Genomic DNA, 21999 nt, shown 5'->3' with positions numbered 1-21999 from the left:
CGCAGCTTGCGCGCCATCCGGTCGGCGCGCAGGAACCGCGCCCCCGGGGGCCTGCGTTTCACCCGCGAACGAATTGCTGCTGAAAGGAACGTCCCATGAAACTGGACGGAAAGAACATCGCCATCCTGATCTCCCCCCGTGGCACCGAAGAGCCGGAGTTTGCCCAGCCCCTGGCGGCGCTGCGCGATGCAGGGGCGACGGTCACCGTGGTCAGCACCAAGACCGGCACGGCCAAGACGGTGAACGGCGATCTCGACCCGGGATCGGATCATCCGGTCGACAGCGCCGTGGGATCGGTTTCGGCCGATGATTTCGACGGGCTGGTCATTCCGGGCGGGACCGTGGGTGCCGACACCCTGCGCGCGGACAAGGATGTCGTGGCCTTCGTCCATGACTTCTTTGCGCAGGGCAAGCCGGTCGGCGCGATCTGCCACGCCCCGTGGGTCTTGATCGAGGCAGGGGTGCTGAAGGGGCGGACGATCACGTCCTATCCCAGCCTCAGGACCGACATCACCAATGCCGGCGCCACCTGGGTCGACAAGGAGGTCATGACCGACAGCGGTCTGGTCACCAGCCGCAACCCCGACGACCTGCCGGCATTCTGCGCCAAGCTGATCGAGGAATTCGGAGAGGGCCGCCACGACGCCCAGACCCGCAGCGCCTGATAGAGCGACCGCGCCCGTTTTGGGCGCGGTCATCGCCTGCGGCGCAGCACGATCAGGCCCGATCCGATGATCAGCGCCGCGCCCGCCAGCATGCCACCGGCGGGCACGTCACCAAAGACCAGAAATCCGAACAGAACCCCCCAGACCAGCAGCGAATATTGCAGCGGCGCCACGACCGCGGCATCCGCCAGCTTCAGCGCGCGGGTCACCAGCATATGCGCCGCGGTGGCCACGATACCCAGCAGGAACAACAGCGACAGGTCGGACGCGCCCCGGATGGGTTGCCAGTCGAACGGCGCCACGATCAGCCCCCCGATCAGCGCCGCGATCAGCTGGAACAGCACCAGGTCGCGATCCGGCGTCGCGCGCAGCGACCGCCCCAGGATCATGATCGCCGCAAAGGCCGCCGTGCCCAGCAGGGCAAAGATCACCCCCGGCCCCGACACCTGCAGCGACGGCGCCAGCAGGACCAGCACCCCCAGGAACCCGACCGCCACCGCCGCCCAGGTGCGACCGCCGACCCGTTCCCCCAGGATCAGCGGCGAGATCGCCACCACATAGATCGGTGCGGCCATCCAGAAGGCCATCACGTCCGCCAGGGGCATGTGAAAGACCGCAAGATAGAAACAGAAGACCTCGGCCGTGGCGGCGATGGCGCGCAGGGCCTGCAGGCCGGGACGGGGTGCGGCACGGATGCGGGCCAGCACCCGCCCGCCCCGCAGGATCAGCGGCACCATCAGCACCAGCGCCGCCACGGATCGCAGCACGATCACCTGCGCCACGCCGTAATCCGCAACCAGCCACTTGCCGATCGCGTCATTGGCGGCAAAGGCTGCCATCCCGGCCAGCATCAGCAACGCCCCGGCCGCATTCGCGCTGATCGTCCGCCCCATGCCGAACCAGGGCCGCGCGGTCACCCGACGCGGCCCCCCGTGCCCTATTGGCCGCGCATGTCGGACAGGATCTGCTGGACCTGGTCCACGATCTCTTCTCCGATGGCGGCGCGGTGGGTGTCATAGACGACCTGCGATTTCTCCAGCATCTCCTCCTGCGCGGCGGTGCTGAGCGTGTTGAACTGCAGGCCGGCCTCCTCCATCTTGGCCAGCGATTGCAGGTTCAGCTCCTGGATGGCGCTGCGTTCGACATCGCGCCCGACGATGGTGCAATCGCGCAGCGCCTGCTGTTCCTCGGGGGAATAGCTGTTGAAGATCGCCTTGGAGAACAGGAACAGGAACGGCGTGTAGGCGTGCCGCGTCTCGCTAATATAGGACTGAACCTCGTAGAAGCGCGAGGTGTCGATGGTCACATAGGGGTTTTCCTGGGCGTCGATCGCCTTGGTCTCCAAGGCGGAAAACACCTCTCCGAACGACATCGGCGTCGCGTTCGCGCCGAAGTTCGAGAACGTGTCCAGGAAGATGTTGTTCTGCATCACCCGGACCTTCATGCCCTCGAAATCCTCCCAGGTCTCGATGGGACGCTGCGAGTTCGACATGTTGCGAAAGCCGTTTTCCCAATAGCCCAGGTTGACCAGCCCGACCTTGTCCAGAAGGCCGTTCAGCGTCTGGCCAAATTCGCCGTCCATGACGGCATAGGCCTCCTCGGGGGTGCGGAACAGAAAGGGCAGGTCGAACACGCCCAGGGCGGGCACCAGCCCGACCAGCGGCGATGACGAGGTGACCACGGCCTCCTGCAGGCCGGACCGGACCGCCTGCGTCGCCTGCAGGTCGCCGCCAAGCGCGCCGCCCCAGAACCCCTGCATCTGCATGGTGCCCCCGGTCTGTTCGTCCAGGCATTCCTGCATCGCGGCCATGCCGGTGGCGACCGGGTGATCCTCGTTGATGCCGTTCGAGACGCGGAACGTGCGGTCCTGGAACTGGGCCATGGCGGGTGCCGCCAGGGCCAGTGCGGTCGTCGCGCACAGCGCGGCCTTCCAAAGGGTCTGTGTCATGTCTTCCTCCCGTTTGACGTGGTGTCAGTGAAACCAGCGGGCCGGCACGATGACGATGCCGGGGAACGCGACCAGCAGCAGGATCACGGCCAGCTGTGCCAGAATGAACGGCCAGACCCCGCGGATGACCTTGCCCAGGGGCACGCGCCCGACGCCGCTGACGACGTTCAGCACGACGCCCACCGGCGGCGTCAGCAGCCCGATGCAGCAGTTCATGACGAACATGACCCCGAAATAGACCGGATCGATTCCGGCCTGCTTGACGATGGGCATCAGGACCGGGGTCAGGATCAGGATCGTGGGGGTCAGGTCCAGCGCGGTGCCCACGACCAGGATCAGGACCATGATGACCAGCATCAGCAGGCGCGGGTTCTCGATCAGCGGGGCGATCCAGCGGGCCAGCTCTCCGGGGATGTTGGCGGCGGTGATCAGCCAGGCCGACACCAGCGCCGCGCAGACCAGGAACATGATCGCGGCCGTCGTCCGCGCCGCGGAAATCAGCACGCCGGGCAGGTCCGCGATCCGCAGCTCGCGATAGACCACCATGCCCACGAACAGCGCATAGAAGGCGGCGATGACGGCGGCCTCGGTGGGTGTCACGACGCCCATGCGGATGCCGCCCAGGATGATGATCGGCATGCCAAGCGCCCAGACCGCCCGCCCGATCGCCGCGCGGCGTTCGGACCAGGGCGCGCGGGGCAGGGTGGCCACGTTGTCCTTGCCCGCGACGATCAGCCAGGTGATGACCAGCGAGATCCCCATCAGCAGCCCCGGCACGATCCCGGCCATGAACAGCTGGCTGATCGACACGTTTGCCGCCACGCCAAAGATGATGAACGCCATCGACGGCGGGATGACCGGCGCGATGACGCCCCCCGCCGCGATCAGCCCCGCCGACCGCGGCACGTTATAGCCCGCCCGCGCCATCATCGGGATCAGGATCGCCGCCAGCGCCGCCGAATCCGCCGCCGCCGACCCCGAGATCGAGGCCATGATCACCGCCGCGATGATCGCCACCAGGCCCAGCCCGCCGCGGATGTGGCCCACGAAGGTGATCGCGAAATCGATGATCCGGCGCGACAGGCCGCCGGCGTTCATCAGCTCTCCGGCCAGGATGAAGAAGGGGATGGCCAGCAGGGTGAACGTGTCCGCGCCGATCAGCATGTTCTGCGCGATGATCTGGGTGTTGAACATCCCCATATACGTCATCAGCACGACGCCCGTGACGATCAGCGCGAAGGCCACGGGGATGCCCACGACCATGGCGCCGATCAGCGACGCGATGAAGACCAGCAGCGTCATTCGCGATGTCCTTGACCGGGGGCGTCGTCCATCTCTCCGCCGAACCGGGCCAGTTCGGCATCCGTCATGCGGCCCGTGAACAGGCGCGCCAGCCGTTCCAGCGTGATCAGGATGATGCCCGCCCCGGTGAACAGCCCGATGCCATAGACCCAGGCCATCGACAGGCCCGAGACGGGCGCGCTCATGCTGGCGTTGATGGGCAGCTGTTTCCAGGTGCCGTGCATCAGGATGCCCGCGCAGCCTAGGATCGCCAGGTCCGACACCCCCATCAGCACCATCCGGCCGCGGCGGCCGAACAGGGCGACCGCGGTCTCCATCCCCATGTGCTGGCGGTGGTGGTGGACCACGACCGCGCCGATGAAGGTCAGCCAGACAAAGGCGAACCGCGACAGCTCGTCGGACAGGGGCAGGCCGCTGTTCATCGTATAGCGCATGACGACGTTCACAAAGACCATCATCGCCATCGCCGCCAGCAGCAACGCCAGGATGATGTCCAGAAGCCGCAGGATCAGGCCGGACAGGCGCTGCACGGTCACACCTGCCCCGACAGGCCGCGCGCGGCCAGGTTGCGGATCAGCGCGGTCGTGCCGAAGTCCCATTCCGGGCAGCGGTCGGTCCGCTCGACCCAGTTGACCAGCCGCCCAAGGCGGGGTGATGCGATCTCGACCCGGTCGCCGATGTCATGGGTGAACCCCTGCCCCGGTCCGTGCCGGTCCTTGACGGGGGCGAACATGGTGCCCAGAAACAGCACCGCGCCATCGGGATACTGATGCGACCGGTTCACAAGCTGGGCCGCCAGGTCCGCGGGGGGGCGGCTGATCGCGGCCATCCGGCTCTCGCCCTCCATGACGAAACCGTCGCGGCCCTCGACGCGCAGCGACACCGTCGCCGTTTCCAGGTCGGTCATGGTGAAGTCGTTGTCCAGCAGGCGGATGAACGGCCCGATCGCGCAGGAGGCGTTGTTGTCCTTGGCCTTGCCCAGCAGCAGCGCGGACCGCCCCTCGACATCGCGCAGGTTCACGTCGTTGCCAAGCGTCGCCCCGACGATGGTCCCGTCCGCACGGATGGCCAGCACGACCTCGGGTTCGGGATTGTTCCAGTCCGAGATGGGATGGATGCCCACCAGATCGCCGCAGCCGACGGCGGACATGGGCTGGGCCTTGGTGAATATCTCGGCGTCGGGGCCGATCCCGACCTCCAGGTATTGCGACCACAGGCCCATGTCCTGCAGCAGCGCCTTGACCTCGGCCGCCTTGGCGGACCCGGCGCGCACGTCGCGCAGGCTGGCGCCGATCACCGGTTCCAGCCGGGCCCGGATGTCGGCGGCGCGCGCGCTGTCGCCGCGGGCCTGCTCCTCGATCACCCGCTCGACCATGCTGCCGGCAAAGGTGACGCCCGCGGCCTTGACCGCCTGCAGGTCGACCGGCGCCAGCAGCCTGCCCAGGCTGCCGTCCAGAAACCCGTCCAGCGGTCCCAGGTCGGGGTGGTCGCGGCCGGTCACGACCTGTGCCAGGTCGGCACGGTCCAGCAGCGCGGACATCGTGGCCGCGGTCTGCGACACGTCGAACACATGCCCGTCGCGGATCACCACCGGGCAGGGGCCGCCCTGCGCCGTCGACCAGACGCGGCCCACAAGGCGCGCGCGCGCGGCATCGTCGGGCAACAGCGCCGACGCGGACAAGGCCAGTTGCGATGTCACACCGCGTCCCCCCAAGCTTTGCCGACATCTCTGCGCGAACGCAGCCTCCAGATGTCAGACAACCAGATGACAGGACCTTAAAAGCGTATCATGTCCACTGTCCATCGGAATTTTGCAGGGGGCGTCAGCTGTAGAATGCCAGTCGCAGAGAGATGCGGGCCGCCGACCCTTCCATATGCGCGCGCATCGCGGCGCGGGCGCGGACCGGGTCGCGCGCGGCGATGGCCTCGCGCAGCGCCGCATGTTCGGCGCCGACCGCCGGGGCGATCAGGTCGACCCGGTTCGCCTGACGCGAGGCGATGATCGTCTGCAGGATGCGGTCCGACACCGCCCCGATGAACTGCACGAAATAGTCGTTGCCCGTGGCCGCGGCGATGGCCCGGTGCAGGTCCAGGTCGGCATGGACCGCGTCGCCTGCCTCGTCCGCGGGGCGGGTGACGGCGTCGGCCATCCGCCGCAGCGCCTCGTCCATCGCGGCCAGGTGTTCGGGGCGGTGATGGGTGGCGGCAAGGCCCGCCGCCTCGATCTCCAGCGGGACGCGCAGCTGGAACAGGTCGCGAAAGCCGTGGCTGTCCATGTCGCCCTGGTCGTCCAGCCGGATGTGGCGCAGCGGGCGGTCGATCACGAAGGCCCCGACGCCTGGCGCGTCTCGATCATGCCCTCGTTGCGCAGCTGCGCGATGGCCTCGCGGATGACGGTGCGGCTGACGCCGAAATCCCGCGACATCGCCGCCTCGGTCGGCAGCTTGTCGCCGGGCTTCAGCCCGCCCTGCTGGATGCGCGCGGCCATATGGGCCGCGATCCGGGACGGCAGGTGCTGGGTACGGGCGATCGGGGACGGGTCGGCGGTCATGGTCAGGCTCCTTGGACTGACCCGGATGTGGCAGGTCGCGGGGTGATCTGACAACCCGGATTCATGATGCCCTCCGGGTCCACGGCCTGCCGGATGGCCTGCAGCAGCCGGGCCTGCGCCGGCGGCAGGCGCGCCTCGAACGCAGCGCGTTTCAGGCGGCCGATCCCGTGTTCGGCGCTGATGGATCCGGCATGGCGGTCCAGCGCCGCGTCGATGGCCGTCTTGGCCCGCGCGATCTGGATGTCGGCATCGGCCCCCGGCCCCGGCAGCACGTTCAGATGCACGTTCCCGTCGCCGACATGGCCATAGGACACGCAGACCGCGCCGGGCAGCACGTCGGCAACCGCGGCCTCGGCCTCCGACACGAAGGTCGCCAGCTGCGACAGCGGGACCGAGATGTCGGTGCGCAGGTGCCGTCCGCGCTGGACCTGGCCCAGGTTCATCCCCTCGCGGATCGCCCACAGGTTCGCCGCCTGCGCCCGCGATTGCGCGACCACGCCGTCGCGCGCCAACCTGCCCTCCAGCGCGCGTTCCAGGAACCGCGCCATCAGGTCGTCCACATCGACCAGCCCCGACCCCGACATCTCGATCAGCGCATAGGCCGGGTGTCCGGGGTCCATCGGCAGCGGCAGGTCGGGCATCGCCTCGCGCGCCAGCGTGAAGGCCAGCGGCGGCATGAATTCAAAGGCCGACAGCAGATCGCAGCAGTCCCGCCGCGCGTGGCGATACAGCGCGATGGCACCCTCCAGATCGTCCAGCGCCACGAGCGCGGTGGCGATCGCGGTCGGGGCAGGCACCAGCTTCAGCGTGACGGCGGTCACGATGCCAAGCGTGCCCTCGGCGCCGATGAACAGCTGTTTCAGGTCGATGCCGCGGTTGTCCTTGCGCAGACTGGACAGGCCCGCGAACAGCGATCCGTTCGGCAGGACCACCTCCAGCCCCAGGACCAGCTCGCGGGTCATGCCGTATCGCAGCACGTTGATGCCGCCCGCATTGGTCGAGACGTTTCCGCCGATCCGGCAGCTGCCCTGCGCCCCAAGGGACAGGGGGAAATACAGGCCAACCTGTGCTGCGGCATCCTTGATGTCCTGAAGGATCGCACCCGCCTCGACCTCGATGGCGAAATCATTGGGGGCAAGGTTGCGAATGGCGGTCATCCGTTCCAGCGACACCACGACCTGCCGGTCGGGGGCATCAGGCATCGCCCCCAGGACCAGCCCGGTGTTGCCGCCCTGCGGAACGATCCCCAGGCCAAGGGCGGCGGCCACCCGGACACAATCCTGCACCTGCGCCGTAGTGCGCGGGCGCAGCACGGCCAGCGCGCTGGATTGGACGTCGCCGATCCAGTCGCGGCAATAGGGCAGGACGGCGTCCCCGGTCAGGACCATCTCTCCCAGTTGCGCGGTCAGTCTGTCCTGCATTGTCCGATCCACGGGCTTGCCCCCTTGCACCATGCTGTTATGTTGTCAGACAACCATACTAATACGGCTGCGCCCGAATGCCAGCCGCGATCTGTCGGGGGATGCATGGACAGTCCGATCACGAATACCGCCGGAATGCCGGCCGACCGGCCCGGAAAGGCCGACGGATGACCGGCGTCGCGCCGTGCCGCCTGCGCTCTCAGGACTGGTTCGACAATCCCGACCACGCCGACATGACCGCCCTGTACCTGGAGCGGTTCATGAACTTCGGCACCACGCCCGAAGAACTGCGGTCGGGTCGGCCCATCATCGGGATCGCGCAGTCGGGCAGCGACCTGAACCCGTGCAACCGCCATCACCTGGACCTGGCGCGCCGGGTGCGCGACGGCATCCGCGACGCGGGCGGCATCGCGATAGAGTTTCCCAGCCACCCCCTGTTCGAGAACTGCAAGCGTCCGACCGCGGGCCTGGACCGCAACCTGGCCTATCTGGGCCTGGTCGAGCTGCTGTACGGTTACCCGTTCGACGGGGTCGTGCTGACGACGGGCTGCGACAAGACCACGCCATCGGCGATCATGGCGGCCGCCACCGTCGACATTCCGGCCATCGTGCTGTCGGGCGGGCCGATGCTGGACGGCTGGCACGACGGCAAGCTGGTGGGCTCGGGCACCGTCATCTGGCAATCGCGCCGCCGCTATGCCGCCGGAGAGATCACCCGCGACGAATTCCTGGAGGCCGCCTTGGACAGCGCGCCGTCGATCGGGCATTGCAACACGATGGGCACCGCCTCGACCATGAACGCGATGGCCGAGGCGCTTGGCATGTCCCTGACCGGCTGCGCCGCCATCCCCGCAGCCTATCGGGAACGCGGCCAGATCGCCTATCGCACCGGCCTGCGCGCCGTGGCCCTGGTGCACGAGGATCTGCGTCCGTCCCGAATCCTGACGCGCGCCGCCTTCCTGAACGCGATCCGCGTCAACTCCGCCATCGGCGGATCGACCAACGCACAGCCGCATCTGACGGCGATGGCGAAACATGCGGGCGTGACCATCGACGCGTCGGACTGGCAGGTGCATGGCTATGACGTGCCGCTGCTGGCCAATGTCCAGCCCGCCGGCGCCTATCTGGGAGAGCGGTTCCACCGCGCGGGCGGCGTGCCCGCGATCATGTGCGAGCTTTTGCAGGGGGGGCTGCTGGATGGCGACTGTCCCACCGTCACCGGGCACAGCATGGCCCGGAACCTCGAGGGCCGCGAGGCCACCGACCGCGAGGTGATCCGGCCCTTTGACGCTCCATTGATGGCGCGGGCGGGGTTCCTGGTGCTGCGCGGCAACCTGTTCGATTTCGCGATCATGAAGACCAGCGTCATCTCGGACGATTTCCGCGCCCGCTTCCTCAGCCGCCCGGGGCACGAGGGGGTGTTCGAGGGCACGGCCTTCGTCTTTGACGGGTCGGCTGATTACCACGCGCGCATCAACGACCCGGCCCTGCCCATCGACGCAGGGTCGATCCTGGTCATCCGGGGCGCGGGCCCGCTTGGCTGGCCCGGATCGGCCGAGGTCGTGAACATGCAGCCGCCCGATCGCCTGCTGCGCGAAGGCATCCGCAGCCTGCCGACCATCGGCGACGGGCGGCAGTCGGGCACGGCCGACAGCCCGTCCATTCTGAACGCCGCGCCGGAAAGTGCGGCGGGGGGCGGGCTGGCCTTCCTGCGCACCGGCGACCGCATCCGTATCGACCTGACCGCGGGCCGCTGCGACATGCTGGTCGACGACGCCGAGATCGCCCGCCGCCGCGCCGAAGGCCTGCCCCCGGTCCCCCCGTCCGCCACGCCGTGGCAGCGCATCTATCGCGACACCGTCACCCAGATGGATGAGGGCGCGACGATCCGCGGGGCCGAGGATTTCACCGCCATCGCCCGGACCCTGCCGCGCCACAACCACTAGGACACGCGGAAGGGCGCCCATCCGCGGGAATATCTGAACGAAAGACTTGCCGAATCTTCCCGGCGGACCCACGGTCGCGGGGCGTCGTGAACGCATCGAGCGGTGTCCGGGCCCCTCTGACGAAAGTGGCGGCGCTTTCGTGATGTCGGCACCTGTATTCAGATCCACCGCCTGGACTCTTTCCTCATGTCACAGGACATTCTTTCCGCCGCGCAAAAGCGCCCGGTCCTTTCCTATCTGAAATGGGCGATCATCGTCACCTTCCTGGGCCTGCTCCTGGGCGCGGTGCTGGGATGGCAGACGACAGGCACGCTTGGGGGCATGCTGTCGATCCTGTTCATCGTCGCCGTCTTGGCGGTGCTGGAGATCTCGTTGTCCTTCGACAACGCCATCGTGAACGCCAACAAGCTCAAGGACATGCAGCCCGTCTGGCAGCGCCGCTTCCTGACCTGGGGCATCCTGATCGCCGTCTTTGGCATGCGGATCGTGTTCCCGCTGCTGATCGTGGTGGTCGCGGCGGGCATCGGCCCGTGGCAGGCGCTGGTCCTGGCCGCCAGCCAGCCCGACGAATACGCCCGCATCATGCATGACGCGCATCTGCCCATCGCCGCCTCGGGGGCACGTTCCTGATGATGGTCGGCCTCAGCTTCTTCTTCGATCACGAAAAGGACGTGCACTGGGTCGGGTGGGTCGAACGCCACATGGCCAAGTACGCCTCGATCCGCGGCGTCGAGGTCGCGGTGGTGCTGCTGTTCGTGCTGGGCTTCTCGCACCTGTTGGAAGGCGCGGAACGCACGACCTTCTTCACCGCTGCGATCTGGGGTCTGATGACCTTCCTGCTGGTCGAGGTTCTGGGCGGGCTGCTGGACAGCACCCAGGAGACCCTGCATGGCGCCGCCAAGGGGGGCCTGGGCGCGTTCCTGTACCTAGAGGTTCTGGACGCGTCCTTCAGCTTTGACGGCGTGATCGGTGCCTTTGCGCTCAGCCAGAACCTGTTCGTGATCGCGATCGGCCTGGGCATCGGCGCGATGTACGTGCGTTCGATGACCATCATGCTGGTCGAGAACAGCACCTTGTCGGAATACCGCTATCTGGAACACGGCGCCTTCTACGCCATCATCGCGCTGTCGGTGGTGATGTTCGCCCAGGCCCTGGTCCACATCCCCGAGGTCATCACCGGACTGGGTGGCGCGACGCTGATCGGTATCTCTCTGTGGTCGTCGATCCGGTTCAACCGGAACGAGGGACTGGCCGCAGCCCACTGACCGACAAATCCTGCGGCCGCGACCATCGCGGCCGCAGGTCCCGGTAAATCAGCGCCGCGCGCTGCTTTGCCGGACGCCCCCGCCCTTGATTCAGGACCGAAGCGGCTGGCGGGTGGCTGATGCGTTGACTTTCGGCGTCGAAAAGAACAAAACAGGAACTTACAGTCCTGTTCCGGTAACCCCCATGTCTGCCTCCTCCGCCACGCTTTCCGCGCTTCGCAGCCGCATTTCCCACCTTGAGGGCAAGGTGCAGGACCATGCGGTGCTGCCCTTCGGTCTGCCCGAGCTGGACCGGCGCCTGCCCCAGGGCGGGCTGGCCCTTGGCTGCCTGCACGAGGTCGCAGGCAGCGGCGCGGGAACCGATGACGGGGCCGCCGCCGCCTGTTTCGCCGCCGGCATCGCCGCGCGCCTGCCGGGTCAGGTCCTGTGGTGCGTGACGCGCGCGGACCTGTTCGCGCCGGGCCTGGCGCAGTCGGGACTGGCCCCCGACCGGGTCATCCATGTCGAGGCCGGGGACGAGACATCCGTGCTGGCCTGCATGGAGGAGGGGTTGCGCCATGGCGGCCTGGCCGCGGTGGTGGCCGAGATCGGGCGCCTGTCCATGACCGCCTCGCGCAGGCTGCACCTGGCGGCCAAGAACTCCGGCACCACGGGCATCGCGCTGCGCCGCTGGCGGTGGCTGGCGGATGCCGACGAGTTCGGCCAGCCCACCGCGGCGATGACGCGCTGGCGCGTGTCGGAACGCCCTTCGGCCGCGCTGCCGGTGCCGGGGCTTGGCCGCGCGCTGTGGCTGGTCGAGCTGATGCGCGCGCGGGCGGGCGAGACCTTCGATCTGGAAGTGGAGGCATGCGATGGCACGGGTCATCTCGGTCTGCCTGCCGATGTGGCCGATCGACCGGCTGCGGCGGGTGGGCGATACGCCTTCGGATAGCGCACCGCTGATCCTGTCGGGCCGGGCGGGCAGCCGCCGCGTGGTCACCGCCGCCTGCGACGGTGCGCTGGCGCTTGGCCTGCGGCCCGGCATGCCGGTCAGTAAGGCGCAGGCGATGGTCCCCGACCTGCGCGTCGAACGGGCCGATCCGGATGCCGACATGGCGGCACTGGAACGGCTGGCCCTGTGGTTGATGCAGCGTTTCGCGCCCATCGTCGCGGTCGATCCGCCCGACGGGGTGGTGATCGACGCGACCGGCACCGACCACCTGCATGGCGGAGAGGACGCGATGCTGCAGGCGATCCTGGGCCGGCTGACCCTGTCGGGCATCGTTGCGCGGCTGGCCATGGCCGACAGCTGGGGCGCGGCCCATGCGCTGGCCCGCCATGGTGCAGCCCTGTCCATCGTCGCGCCGGGCGACACGCAGGCCGCGCTGGCGCCCCTGCCTCTGACAGCGCTGCGCCTTCCCCCTGCCACCGTCGGCGGGCTGCAGGATCTGGGGTTCGCGACCATCGGCGACCTGCTCGCGGTGCCCCGCGCGCCGCTGACCCGCCGGTTCGGGCCGCAGGTGATCCGCCGCCTGGACCAGGCCCTGGGCGCCGTGGGCGAACCCATAGACCCGCTGCGCCCCGACGATCTGGTAACCGCACGCCGCGTCTTCGCCGAACCGATCGGCGCGGCTGAAACCATCGCCCGCTATATCGACAAGCTGGTCCGCGACCTGTGCCGCCAGCTGGAGGCGCGCGGCCTCGGCGCGCGGCGGCTGGACCTGATCTGCTGGCGCGTGGACAACCGCGCCCAGCCCGTTCGCGTGGGCCTGGCCGCACCGCTTCGCGATCCGGCGCGTCTGGTGCGGCTGCTGTGCGACAGGATCCCCACCATCGATCCGGGCTTCGGGATCGAGATCATGTCCCTGACCGCCACCCTTGCCGAACCCCTGGCCCCGCGCCAGACCGCCAGCCTGCTGGAACCTGCCGCCCCCGACATGTCCAGCCTGATCGACAGCTTGACGAACCGCGTGGGCGCGCGGGCCGTCTATCGCCTGGCGCCGGTGGCCAGCGACGTGCCCGAACGATCGGTCGTCCGCGTGCCGCCGCTGAGCGTGATCGCCGCGGGCTGGCCCGACCACTGGCCCCGCCCGTCGCGCCTGCTGGCGCGACCCGAACCGATCGACACCATGGCCCTGCTGCCCGACCATCCCCCCCGGTGGATCGTCTGGCGCGGCGGCCGCCACGACGTCGAGGGCGCCGACGGGCCGGAACGCATCTTTGGCGAATGGTGGAAACGCGACGCCGAGACCCGCGCCGTGCGCGACTATTTCCGTATCGAGGATCAGGCAGGCCGGCGGTTCTGGATCTTTCGCCAGGGTGATGGAGAGGACATGACCACCGGCTCCCACAACTGGTTTCTGCACGGGGTCTTCGGATAAGGCATGTTTAGCTGCAGTTGACGGCGTATTCCCCGTTCCTGCACGGCACGTCCTCCGTTCACGCCGTTCCCCACCCCGGCGCTGATGGCCCTGCGCGCGCCGGCCGTCACGGACCGCAACAGCCTGGCCGGCATCGTCCGCGCGTTCGAAGTGTCCAACGACACGGTGATCCGGCTGATTGTCGGCTGTCGTCCGGACCTGCGCTGCGCCATGTCGATGCTGCTCTATCCGATGGACCGCGCGGGCCACGGCAGCCTGTGCCACCTGCTCCCTGGGCACGGCGCGGACGGGAAGAAGGCGTGTCACTTGGACTAGGCCAATGCGGCAGACCACGCCGAGGGACTGTGGGCGGCGCTGGTCCCCGACTTGGCATATGGCGCCTGCACCCTGCGCCTGCGCCCCATGCACGACGTCTTTGGCGACCGCGCCTATCCGGCCCTGACCCTGCCGACCGCCACGTGACGACAATGGTCGAGATGGCGCGGCTATTCGTCCGCTATCCCGACGCGCTGTCCCGCACCACCACCCGCTGTCGCTCCCACGCGACGGCCTGACCCGCCGCCTTGACCGACATGTTGGCAGAGCGTGCATCCGTGGTGTGCTAGGACGCGTTTTCCCTGCCGCACGGGCGCGGCTACGAACTCCACCGCGGCGCATTGCCTACCGATCCACGCAACCATGCGCCGAAGGCCCGCCATGATATCCGCGACCTGCACCGTGACGTTATCATCGTGAAGACGTGCGATTTCCGCTGACCACTTAGCCATTGCAGGCAGCTAATGTTTCGGAATAACATGAAGTATGGAAAAGAATCAGACCCTGGATGTCCTGTCCGCCCTTGCCCATGACATCCGCCTGGACGTCTTTCGCGTGCTGGTGCAGGCCGGACCCGGGGGCATGGCGGCTGGCGATATCGCCGCGCGGCTGGACATCCGCCCCAACACGCTGTCGAACAACCTGACCATCCTGACCGCGGCGGGCTTGGTGCGATGGGTCCGCGAGGGACGCTTCATCCGCTATTTCGCGCGGATGGACACGATGGGCGGCATGCTGGGCTTTCTGCTGCAGGATTGCTGCGGGGGCCGGCCCGACCTGTGCCAGCCGCTGCTGGACCAGATCGCCTGCGACTGCGGGCCCGCCACAACCACGGATGTCGTCGCATGACCGACCTTGCCCCAGCACAGCCCAGCCCCTTGGGCGTGTTCGAGCGCTGGCTGACCTTGTGGGTCGCGCTGGCGATGATGGCGGGCCTTGCCCTGGGCGCTGGCGCCCGGCGCGGTGCAGGCCATCGCCGCGGCCGAGGTCGCGTCGATCAACCTCGTCGTGGCGGTGCTGATCTGGGCGATGGTCTATCCGATGATGGTCAGCGTCGATTTCGCCGCCATCGGCGGGGTCGCGCGGCAACCCAAGGGGCTGCTGATCACGCTGGTGGTGAACTGGCTGATCAAGCCCTTCACTATGGCGCTGCTGGCGGTGCTGTTCTTCGACCACGTGTTCGCCCCCTGGATCGCGCCGCAGGATGCGCAGCAATACATCGCCGGGCTGATCCTGCTGGGGGCCGCGCCCTGCACCGCGATGGTCTTTGTCTGGTCGCAGCTGACGCGCGGGGACGCGACCTATACGCTGGTGCAGGTGTCGGTGAACGACCTGATCATGGTCGTGGTCTTTGCCCCCATCGTGGCGCTGCTGCTGGGTGTGACAGACATCGCGGTGCCGTGGCAGACGCTGGTTCTGGCGACCGTCCTCTATGTGGTGCTGCCGCTGGCGGCAGGCCTGCTGACGCGGCGCATCCTGCGCGACCCGGCGCGGATCGACGCCTTTTCGGCGCGGGTCAAGCCGTGGTCGGTGCTGGGGCTGATCGCAACGGTGGCGATCCTGTTCGGGCTGCAGGGCCGGACCATCCTGGACCGCCCTGCCATCATCGCGCTGATCGCCGTGCCGATCCTGATCCAAAGCTATCTGATCTTTGCACTCGGCTATGGCGCGGCGTGGCTGATGCGCGTGCCGCATCGCATCGCCGCACCCTGCGCGATGATTGGCACGTCGAATTTCTTCGAACTGGCGGTGGCGGTGGCGATCAGCCTGTTCGGCCTGAACTCGGGCGCGGCGCTGGCCACGGTGGTGGGCGTGTTGGTCGAGGTGCCGGTGATGCTGACCCTGGTGGCCTTTGCCAACCGTACGCGCGGGCGGTTCCCCGAGCCCCCCGCCGACCCCGCACCGAAAGGACAGCCCCGATGAGCGACCCCACAACGCTGCACCCCGACGCCTTTCGCCCGGTCCGGGCCGCCGATCTGGTGCCCGCCACGCGCAGCACCCACCCGCCGCGCATCCTGATGCTGTACGGGTCCCTGCGCGAACGCAGCTTTTCCCGCCTGGCGACCGAGGAGGCCGCCCGCATCCTGACTGCCCTCGGCGCCGAACCGCGGATCTTCGATCCCCGCGGCCTGCCCCTGGCCGATGCGGCCGAGGCCGATCACCTCAAGGTCGCCGAACTGCGCGATCTGGTCGGCTGGTCCGAAGGCATGTGCTGGAGTTCCCCCGAACGCCACGGCGCGATGACCGGCGTGATCAAGACGCAGATCGACTGGATCCCGCTGTCCCTGGGCGGGGTGCGCCCGACGCAGGGCAAGACGCTGGCCGTGATGCAGGTCTGCGGCGGCAGCCAAAGCTTCAACACCGTGAACCAGCTGCGCATCCTGGGCCGCTGGATGCGGCTGCTGACGATCCCGAACCAGTCGTCCGTCGCCAAGGCGTGGGACGAATTCGACGGCGACGGCCGCATGAAGCCCTCTCCGTACTACGACCGCATCGTCGACGTGATGGAGGAGCTGGTGCGTTTCACCCTGCTGACCCGCGACATCCGCGACCATCTGCTCGACCGCTATTCGGAGCGGGTCGAAAGCCATCAGGCGCTGTCGCAGCGGGTGAACCAGGGGCAGGCGGTCTGACGGCCATGCGGGCTTGACCCTGCGCGCGGGGTTTCCGACAGTCCGTCGGACCCCGACCAAGGCAGGCACCCCATGGCATTGAAGATAGCGGTTCTTGACGATTACGCGAATGTGGCGCGCCGGTACGCGGACTGGCCGCAGGGCGACGAAATCACGGTGTTTCAGCACACGATGACAGATCCGGCGGAGCTGGCCACGGCGCTGGCGCCGTTCGATGTGCTGTGCGTCATGCGTGAACGGACCCCGCTTGACGGCACGCTGATCCGGGCGCTGCCGAACCTGAAGCTGATCGTGACCACCGGCGCGCGCAACCTGTCCATCGACGTGGCCGCCGCACAGGAGCGCGGTATCGTCGTCTGCGGCACGGAATCGCGCGGGACCACCACGGCCGAATTCGTGATGGCGCTGATGCTGGCCCTGACCCGTCGCATCGTCCCCGAGGCGAATTCCGCCGCCGCCGGGGGCTGGCAGACGGGGATGGGCCGCGATCTGGCGGGGCTGACGCTTGGCATCGCGGGCTTTGGCCGCATCGGGCGCAAGGTGGCGGCGCTTGCCCGACCCTTCAGTGTCGAGGTGCTGGCCTGGTCGCGCAGCCTGACGCCCGACCAGGCCGCGGCCGAGGGCGTGGCCCACGCGGCCGATCTAGATGCGCTGCTGTGCGGATCGGACATCGTGTCGATCAACCTGGTCCTGTCCGAGGCGACGCGCGGCCTGTTCGGGGCGCGGGAATTCGGGCTGATGCGTCCCGACGCGCTGTTGCTGAACACGTCACGCGGGCCGATCGTGCAGGTGGGACCGCTGCTGGATGCCCTGCGCGCGGGGCGTTTGGGCGGGGCGGCGCTGGATGTGCACGATGTCGAACCGCTGCCGGACGGTGACCCGGTCGTGGACCGCGACCTGATCGACAGCGGGCGGCTGCTGGTCACACCGCATCTGGGTTATGTCAGCGAACAGACGTTCCGTATGTTCCACCGCCAGACGGTCGAGGCGATCGAGGCGTGGAAGGCCGGGCGGCCGATCCGCGTCATTGGCGGGGGACGGCAGGCTACTCCGTCAACCTGATCGAATATTCGTCGGCCAGCCAGTTCAGGACAAAGCGGCGCACGTCAGGGTCGATCCGCGTCACGGTGCCTGCCAGGTGCTGTGCATCATCGCCCACCAGCGATTGATAGGCGCCCAGGATCGCGGGCGCGCGGTCCAGATAGTCGGGATCGCTGCGTGCCGCGCGGATCGCCTGCAGCCAGGTGTCCCGGATCGCGGGCGGGGTGTCGCCGGGCAGGACCAGCATCTTCTGCGCCGCGAACCCGGCCGATGCAAAGACCCGATAGGCATCGTATTCCGGCCCCGACGGCTGTGTGCCGTGGATGTGTTCGTACAACTCCTCCAGCGTGGGCAGGTCGGGGAAGGTCGGATCGCGCTGCACGCTGCCGTCTGCGGCGACGATCCCCCAGCTGAACAGCGGCACCGCATCGCCCGCGGCGACCATCGGCGCCACGTTCTGCAGATAGGCCGAGGTAGTCTGATAGTCGATATTGACCTCGTGGTGGCGCATCGCCTCCAGCCCGTCGTTGCGGCCGGTATAGCCGAACACGTAATGCGCATCCAGGCCCAGCACCCGGAACGCCAGCATCGGGACAAGGTCCAGCGAGGTGATCCCCTGGCTGGCAAAGACCAGCTGCCGCCCCTGCAGCGCCGCGATGTCGCGCCAGGATGCGACCCCCAGGTCACCCGCGACATAGACCACCCCGCCGGTGGGCGATGCCATCAGCACAGTCCATTCGTCAAAATCGTATCGCACGCGGAAATCGCCCAGCAGATAGGCGAACAGCGACGATCCCGACGTGCCCAGCAGGCTGCGCCCGTCCGCGGAAGCCTGTTCGGCAAAGGCGTTCGATCCGCGCGTGCCGCCGCTGCCCGGTTCGTTGCGCACGACGATCGACGGCTGGCCCGGCAGGTGGCGCGCCAGCAGCGGCGCGTGAAACCGCGCCCAGACATCCGACCCGCCGCCCTGCGAGAAGGGGATGACCAGTTCGACCGTCTGGCCGGTGAAATCCACGTCCTGCGCGCGGGCCGCGCGCGGCGACAGGATCGCCATCGCGGCGATTGCGCAGATCACCAGCGCCCCGGCGATGCCGGGCGCGGTCGGTGTGTATCGCATGGCGTGCCTCCCTGGCGTGGCGACCTTGCGGCCGTCTCTCCCTGCTGGGCCATGTTTAGGGGCTGTATCTTCGCCGATCCAGCCCCTAAGAGGGAAAAACCCCCGAGCCGAGGCGAAGGCCATGCGGATCGTCCTGATCGAAGACAACCAGATGCTGGCCCGCGCGGTCGAGCAGGCGCTGCGCGAGCAGGGCCATTCCGTCGACTGGCTGGCCGACGGACAGGACGGGCTGGACTTTCTGACCCATGACGGCGCCGACCTTGCCATCGTCGACATGAACCTGCCGCGCCTTGGCGGGCTGGAGGTGATCCGCCGCACGATCGCCATGGATCTGGACATCCCGGTGCTCGTGCTGACCGCGCGCGACGGGCTGGACGACCGCGTGGCGGGGCTGGATGCCGGGGCCGACGACTACATGACCAAGCCGTTCGAGATGGCAGAGCTGTGCGCCCGCGTCCGCGCGCTTGGCCGCCGGCGCGGCAAGCGCGGCCAGATGGTCGAGACGATGGGCGCGCTGTCGTTCGACCGCGCCGGACGCCGCCTCAGCGGGCCGGACGGGGTGATCGAGCTGTCGCGCCGCGAACTGGCCCTGTGGGAGGCGCTGTTCGACAATGCCGAACGCGTGGTGGCGAAATCGGCCCTGTGCGACAGCATCTATGGCACCGGCGCGGACGTGGACGTGAATGCGGTCGAACTTCTGGTCTCGCGGCTGCGGCGCAAGATCGATGGCTGCGCGGTGCAGATCCGGTCGATCCGCGGGCTGGGCTATATCCTGCAGCAGGACGGGCCCGCATGAGCGCGCCCGACGGTCGCGCGGTCAGCCTGCGGACGCGGCTGTTCGTGCTGATCGTGGTGCCGCAATTCGTGCTGGCGGTGCTGGCCAGCGTGGTGCTGCACTGGATGGCGCGGGACATGTCGCGCAACCTCTATGACGATACGCTCAAGGTGGTGGCCCATGCCGTCGCGCGCGAGGTCATGGTGACCAAGGGCGACCTGATCGCGGAATCGCTGCTGACATCGCTGCAGGGCGCGATCGGCGATCCGCTGTTCTATCAGGTCCATGCGGCGGGCGGGCGTTTCATCGTGGGGCGCACCGATGCGCCCCCCATCCCCGCAGGCCGCGAATACCCCGAGGCCGTGCCCGTCTTCTACAACGCGGTCTATAACGACCAGCCGGTTCGCGCGGTGGTGCTGCGCGAATACATCACCGACCCCGATCTGGACGGCTGGACGACCGTGCGCGTCTGGCAGACCGTGACCCGACGCGAGGCGCTGACCCTGCAGATGCTGGGACAGGCCGCGGCGGTGGTGGCGCTGATGGTGGCGTCCGGGGCGGCGTTGGTCTGGTTCGGCATCAACCGCGGCCTGTCGCCGCTGACCGACCTGCGCGACGCGGTCGCCCTGCGCAACTCTCAGGAGCTGCACCCGATCCGCCGCCGCGTCCCGCGCGAGGTGGTGCCGCTGGTCGCGACCATCAACGGACTGTTCCAGCGGCTTGGCGCGGAACTGGACCGGCGGCGGGCCTTCATCTCGAATGCCGCGCATCAGTTGCGCAACCCGGTGGCGGCGATCCAGGCGCAGGCGGAATCGGCGCTGAACGCACGGTCGGATGCCGACCGCCAGCAGCGGCTGACCGACCTGCACGAACTGTCCCGCCGCCTGTCGCGCCTGACCCAGCAGATGCTGCGGCTGGACGCGGCCAGCGACGCGCTGGACGCGCAAGGGGGCGCCCCCGCCGATCTGGCGCAGATCGTGGCCGAGGTTGCCCGCCGTCACGTGCCCGCCGCCCTGCGTCGCGACGTGGACCTGTCCCTGGACGGGGTCGACGGCCCGCTGCCCGTCGCCGCGAACCCCGTCCTGCTGGAGGAGGCGGTCGACAACCTGATCGACAACGCGTTGAAATATGGCACACCCCGGGGCAGCGACCTGCGGCTGGAGCTGTCGCGCGACGGCGGCATGGCCGCGCTGCGCGTGCGCGATCAGGGCGACGGCATCCCGGCCCAATTGCACGACGCGGTGTTCGAGCGGTTCTTTCGCGTCAGTACGGCCGATGACGGCGGGTCGGGTCTGGGCCTGCCGATCGTGCGCGCCATCGCCCGGCGCGCAGGCGGCGACGCGCGGGTCGAACCGTCTGACCGCGGCTGCGTCATCCTCCTGACGCTTCCGGTGGCAGGGTCTGATGCGCAAACGGGCAGAAAAAGTTAACGCGGCGGCATCCTGACAGTCTTTGGACAGCTTCATGTGCGATGACTGTCCCGTTCGCCCGGTGCCCCAGGTGCCGGACCAATGGGAGGAATAAAAACATGCAAGCAACACTGCGTCGCCTCAAGGGCGCCGTCGCCGCCGCATTCGTGGCCGCCACCCTGACCGCAGCCCCTGCCACCGCGCAGGACGTCGATTTCTCGGGCCAGACCGTCGAATGGTGGGTCCCCTTCTCGGAAGGCGGCGGTTCGGATGTCTGGGCGCGTTTCTTTGCCCCCTATCTGTCGCGGCACCTGCCGGGCAATCCCAACGTGATCATCCGCAACGTCCCCGGCGGCGGCTCGATCACCGGGACCAACGAATTCGCCGCCCGCGCGCGTCCGAACGGGCTGCAGCTGCTGGGCACATCGGGTTCGACGCAGTTCCCCTTCCTGCTGGGCGACACGCGCGTCCGCTATGACTATGCCGACTTCGAACCGGTGCTGGTCTCGCCCACGGGCGGCGTGGTCTATATCCCGGCCAGCGCCGGCGTCGCTGACGCGTCCGAACTGGGCAAGCTGAGCGATACCGAGCTGGTCTATGCCAGCCAGGGCGCGACCTCGCTGGACCTGGTGCCGATGCTGGCCTTCGAGGTGATGGGCCTGAACGTGCGCCACGTGTTCGGGATGACCGGCCGCGGCGACGGCCGCCTGGCCTTCGAGCGTGGAGAGGCGACGATCGACTATCAGACCTCGTCGGCTTACCTGACGAACGTGGCGCCGCTGGTCGAGGAAGGCTCGGCTGTGCCGCTGTTCTCGTACGGGGTGCTGGATGCCGAAGGCAACGTGCAGCGCGACCCGTCCTTCCCCGATATCCCGCATTTCGTCGAAGCCTACGAGATGATGCACGGAGAGGCGCCCTCGGGCGTGGCCTTCGAGGCGTACAAGGCGTTCTTCAGCTCGGGCTTTGCCGCGCAGAAACCCGCCATGCTGCCCGGCGGCACGCCCGAGAACATCGTGCAGGCCTATCGTGACGCGTTCAGCGCCGCGGCTCAGGACCCCGAACTGATCGCCACCTCGGGCGAGGTGCTGGGCGAGTACGACCAGGCCGTCGGCGACGAGGTCGTCGGCCTGTACCAGGTCGCGACCACCATCGACCCCGAGGCCCGCGAATGGGTGCGCACCTATCTGAGCGAGAACCACAGCGTGATGCTGGACTGACCTGACCCGCGGGCGGCACGCGACACGCGCGCCG

20 protein-coding genes and 2 pseudogenes are annotated in these 21999 nt (G+C 68.5%); 13 read left to right on the top strand and 9 right to left on the bottom strand.

Translation table 11 applies throughout. The features are described 5' to 3' along the window. The first annotated feature begins 95 nt into the window (after positions 1–95). Entirely contained in the window at positions 96–665 is a 570-nt protein-coding gene (locus tag TY51_RS09105) for a type 1 glutamine amidotransferase domain-containing protein (RefSeq protein WP_042248642.1), read from the top strand. Between the two features lie 29 nt (positions 666–694). Here TY51_RS09105 and TY51_RS09100 read toward each other — a convergent pair whose 3' ends face one another. The 8 genes from TY51_RS09100 to TY51_RS09070 all read right to left on the bottom strand — a co-directional run bounded on the left by TY51_RS09100 (position 695) and on the right by TY51_RS09070 (position 7887). Then, positions 695–1582 (bottom strand): DMT family transporter, encoded by an 888-nt coding sequence (locus tag TY51_RS09100; protein WP_231558981.1) that lies wholly within the window; start codon positions 1580–1582, stop codon positions 695–697. 20 nt (positions 1583–1602) lie between these two features. Further along, positions 1603–2613: a DctP family TRAP transporter solute-binding subunit gene (locus TY51_RS09095; protein ID WP_042248640.1), complete on the bottom strand. Its 1011-nt coding sequence runs from the start codon at positions 2611–2613 to the stop codon at positions 1603–1605. Between the two features lie 24 nt (positions 2614–2637). Continuing rightward, positions 2638–3915 (bottom strand): TRAP transporter large permease, encoded by a 1278-nt coding sequence (locus TY51_RS09090; protein WP_042248637.1) that lies wholly within the window; start codon positions 3913–3915, stop codon positions 2638–2640. Further along, on the bottom strand, positions 3912–4445 hold the full coding sequence (locus TY51_RS09085) for a TRAP transporter small permease (protein WP_042248634.1): 534 nt from the start codon (positions 4443–4445) through the stop codon (positions 3912–3914). The genes TY51_RS09090 and TY51_RS09085 overlap by 4 nt, the downstream gene beginning before the upstream one ends. Before the next feature lie 2 nt (positions 4446–4447). Further along, the gene (locus tag TY51_RS09080; RefSeq protein ID WP_042248631.1) at positions 4448–5614 is read right to left on the bottom strand and encodes a fumarylacetoacetate hydrolase family protein; all 1167 of its coding nucleotides are present in this window, start codon (positions 5612–5614) and stop codon (positions 4448–4450) included. Between the two features lie 124 nt (positions 5615–5738). Beyond that, positions 5739–6239, bottom strand: a complete 501-nt coding sequence (locus tag TY51_RS09075) for a FadR/GntR family transcriptional regulator (protein ID WP_197054705.1) — start codon at positions 6237–6239, stop codon at positions 5739–5741. Beyond that, on the bottom strand, positions 6236–6466 hold the full coding sequence (locus TY51_RS22610) for a winged helix-turn-helix domain-containing protein (RefSeq protein WP_197054704.1): 231 nt from the start codon (positions 6464–6466) through the stop codon (positions 6236–6238). Before TY51_RS22610 ends, TY51_RS09075 begins: the two co-directional genes overlap by 4 nt. Positions 6467–6468: 2 nt before the next feature. Then, on the bottom strand, positions 6469–7887 hold the full coding sequence (locus TY51_RS09070) for an FAD-binding oxidoreductase (protein ID WP_231558980.1): 1419 nt from the start codon (positions 7885–7887) through the stop codon (positions 6469–6471). 167 nt (positions 7888–8054) lie between these two features. On the opposite strand from TY51_RS09070, the gene TY51_RS09065 reads away from it, so the two are divergent. The 9 genes and pseudogenes from TY51_RS09065 (at position 8055) to TY51_RS09025 (ending at position 17468) form a co-directional block, all read left to right on the top strand. Continuing rightward, positions 8055–9833, top strand: a complete 1779-nt coding sequence (locus TY51_RS09065) for an IlvD/Edd family dehydratase (protein ID WP_042248625.1) — start codon at positions 8055–8057, stop codon at positions 9831–9833. Between the two features lie 186 nt (positions 9834–10019). Further along, positions 10020–11098, top strand: a pseudogene (locus TY51_RS09060) (DUF475 domain-containing protein). 184 nt (positions 11099–11282) lie between these two features. Beyond that, complete coding sequence (locus TY51_RS09055) at positions 11283–12029, top strand: ImuA family protein (RefSeq protein ID WP_042248622.1); 747 nt, start codon at positions 11283–11285, stop codon at positions 12027–12029. Next, the gene (locus tag TY51_RS09050; RefSeq protein ID WP_042248619.1) at positions 11950–13458 is read left to right on the top strand and encodes a DNA polymerase Y family protein; all 1509 of its coding nucleotides are present in this window, start codon (positions 11950–11952) and stop codon (positions 13456–13458) included. The genes TY51_RS09055 and TY51_RS09050 overlap by 80 nt, the downstream gene beginning before the upstream one ends. Before the next feature lie 84 nt (positions 13459–13542). Then, positions 13543–13773: a hypothetical protein gene (locus TY51_RS09045; protein ID WP_052649983.1), complete on the top strand. Its 231-nt coding sequence runs from the start codon at positions 13543–13545 to the stop codon at positions 13771–13773. 486 nt (positions 13774–14259) lie between these two features. Next, a complete protein-coding gene (locus TY51_RS09040; RefSeq protein ID WP_042248616.1) occupies positions 14260–14622 on the top strand; it encodes a helix-turn-helix transcriptional regulator in 363 nt (120 codons plus the stop codon). Beyond that, positions 14619–15696 (top strand): annotated as a pseudogene (gene arsB / locus TY51_RS09035) (ACR3 family arsenite efflux transporter). Before TY51_RS09040 ends, arsB begins: the two are co-directional and overlap by 4 nt. Beyond that, positions 15693–16406 (top strand): arsenical resistance protein ArsH, encoded by a 714-nt coding sequence (arsH, locus tag TY51_RS09030; RefSeq protein WP_042248613.1) that lies wholly within the window; start codon positions 15693–15695, stop codon positions 16404–16406. The pseudogene arsB and the gene arsH overlap by 4 nt, the downstream one beginning before the upstream one ends. 72 nt (positions 16407–16478) lie before the next feature. Next, positions 16479–17468 carry a D-2-hydroxyacid dehydrogenase family protein gene (locus TY51_RS09025; protein WP_231558979.1) on the top strand — a complete coding sequence of 330 codons (990 nt, stop codon included), beginning with the start codon at positions 16479–16481 and terminating at the stop codon, positions 17466–17468. On the opposite strand, the gene TY51_RS09020 is transcribed toward TY51_RS09025, so the two are convergent. After that, complete coding sequence (locus TY51_RS09020; protein WP_042248610.1) at positions 17452–18564, bottom strand: tripartite tricarboxylate transporter substrate binding protein; 1113 nt, start codon at positions 18562–18564, stop codon at positions 17452–17454. The two genes, TY51_RS09025 and TY51_RS09020, sit on opposite strands and share 17 nt — an antisense overlap. A 121-nt stretch (positions 18565–18685) precedes the next feature. Between TY51_RS09020 and TY51_RS09015 the strand changes: the two genes are divergently transcribed. The 3 genes from TY51_RS09015 (at position 18686) to TY51_RS09005 (ending at position 21965) form a co-directional block, all read left to right on the top strand. Continuing rightward, entirely contained in the window at positions 18686–19360 is a 675-nt protein-coding gene (locus TY51_RS09015; RefSeq protein ID WP_042248606.1) for a response regulator transcription factor, read from the top strand. Next, positions 19357–20769, top strand: coding sequence for a sensor histidine kinase (locus TY51_RS09010; protein ID WP_042248602.1), 1413 nt, complete (start codon positions 19357–19359; stop codon positions 20767–20769). Before TY51_RS09015 ends, TY51_RS09010 begins: the two co-directional genes overlap by 4 nt. Before the next feature lie 98 nt (positions 20770–20867). After that, on the top strand, positions 20868–21965 hold the full coding sequence (locus tag TY51_RS09005) for a tripartite tricarboxylate transporter substrate binding protein (protein ID WP_042248597.1): 1098 nt from the start codon (positions 20868–20870) through the stop codon (positions 21963–21965). Positions 21966–21999: the final 34 nt, after the last annotated feature.

It is taken from the genome of Paracoccus sp. PAMC 22219, assembly GCF_000787695.1.
GTDB lineage: Bacteria > Pseudomonadota > Alphaproteobacteria > Rhodobacterales > Rhodobacteraceae > Paracoccus.
Note: the sequence above shows the minus strand (reverse complement) of the source record. Positions and strands in the feature narration are given on the sequence as shown.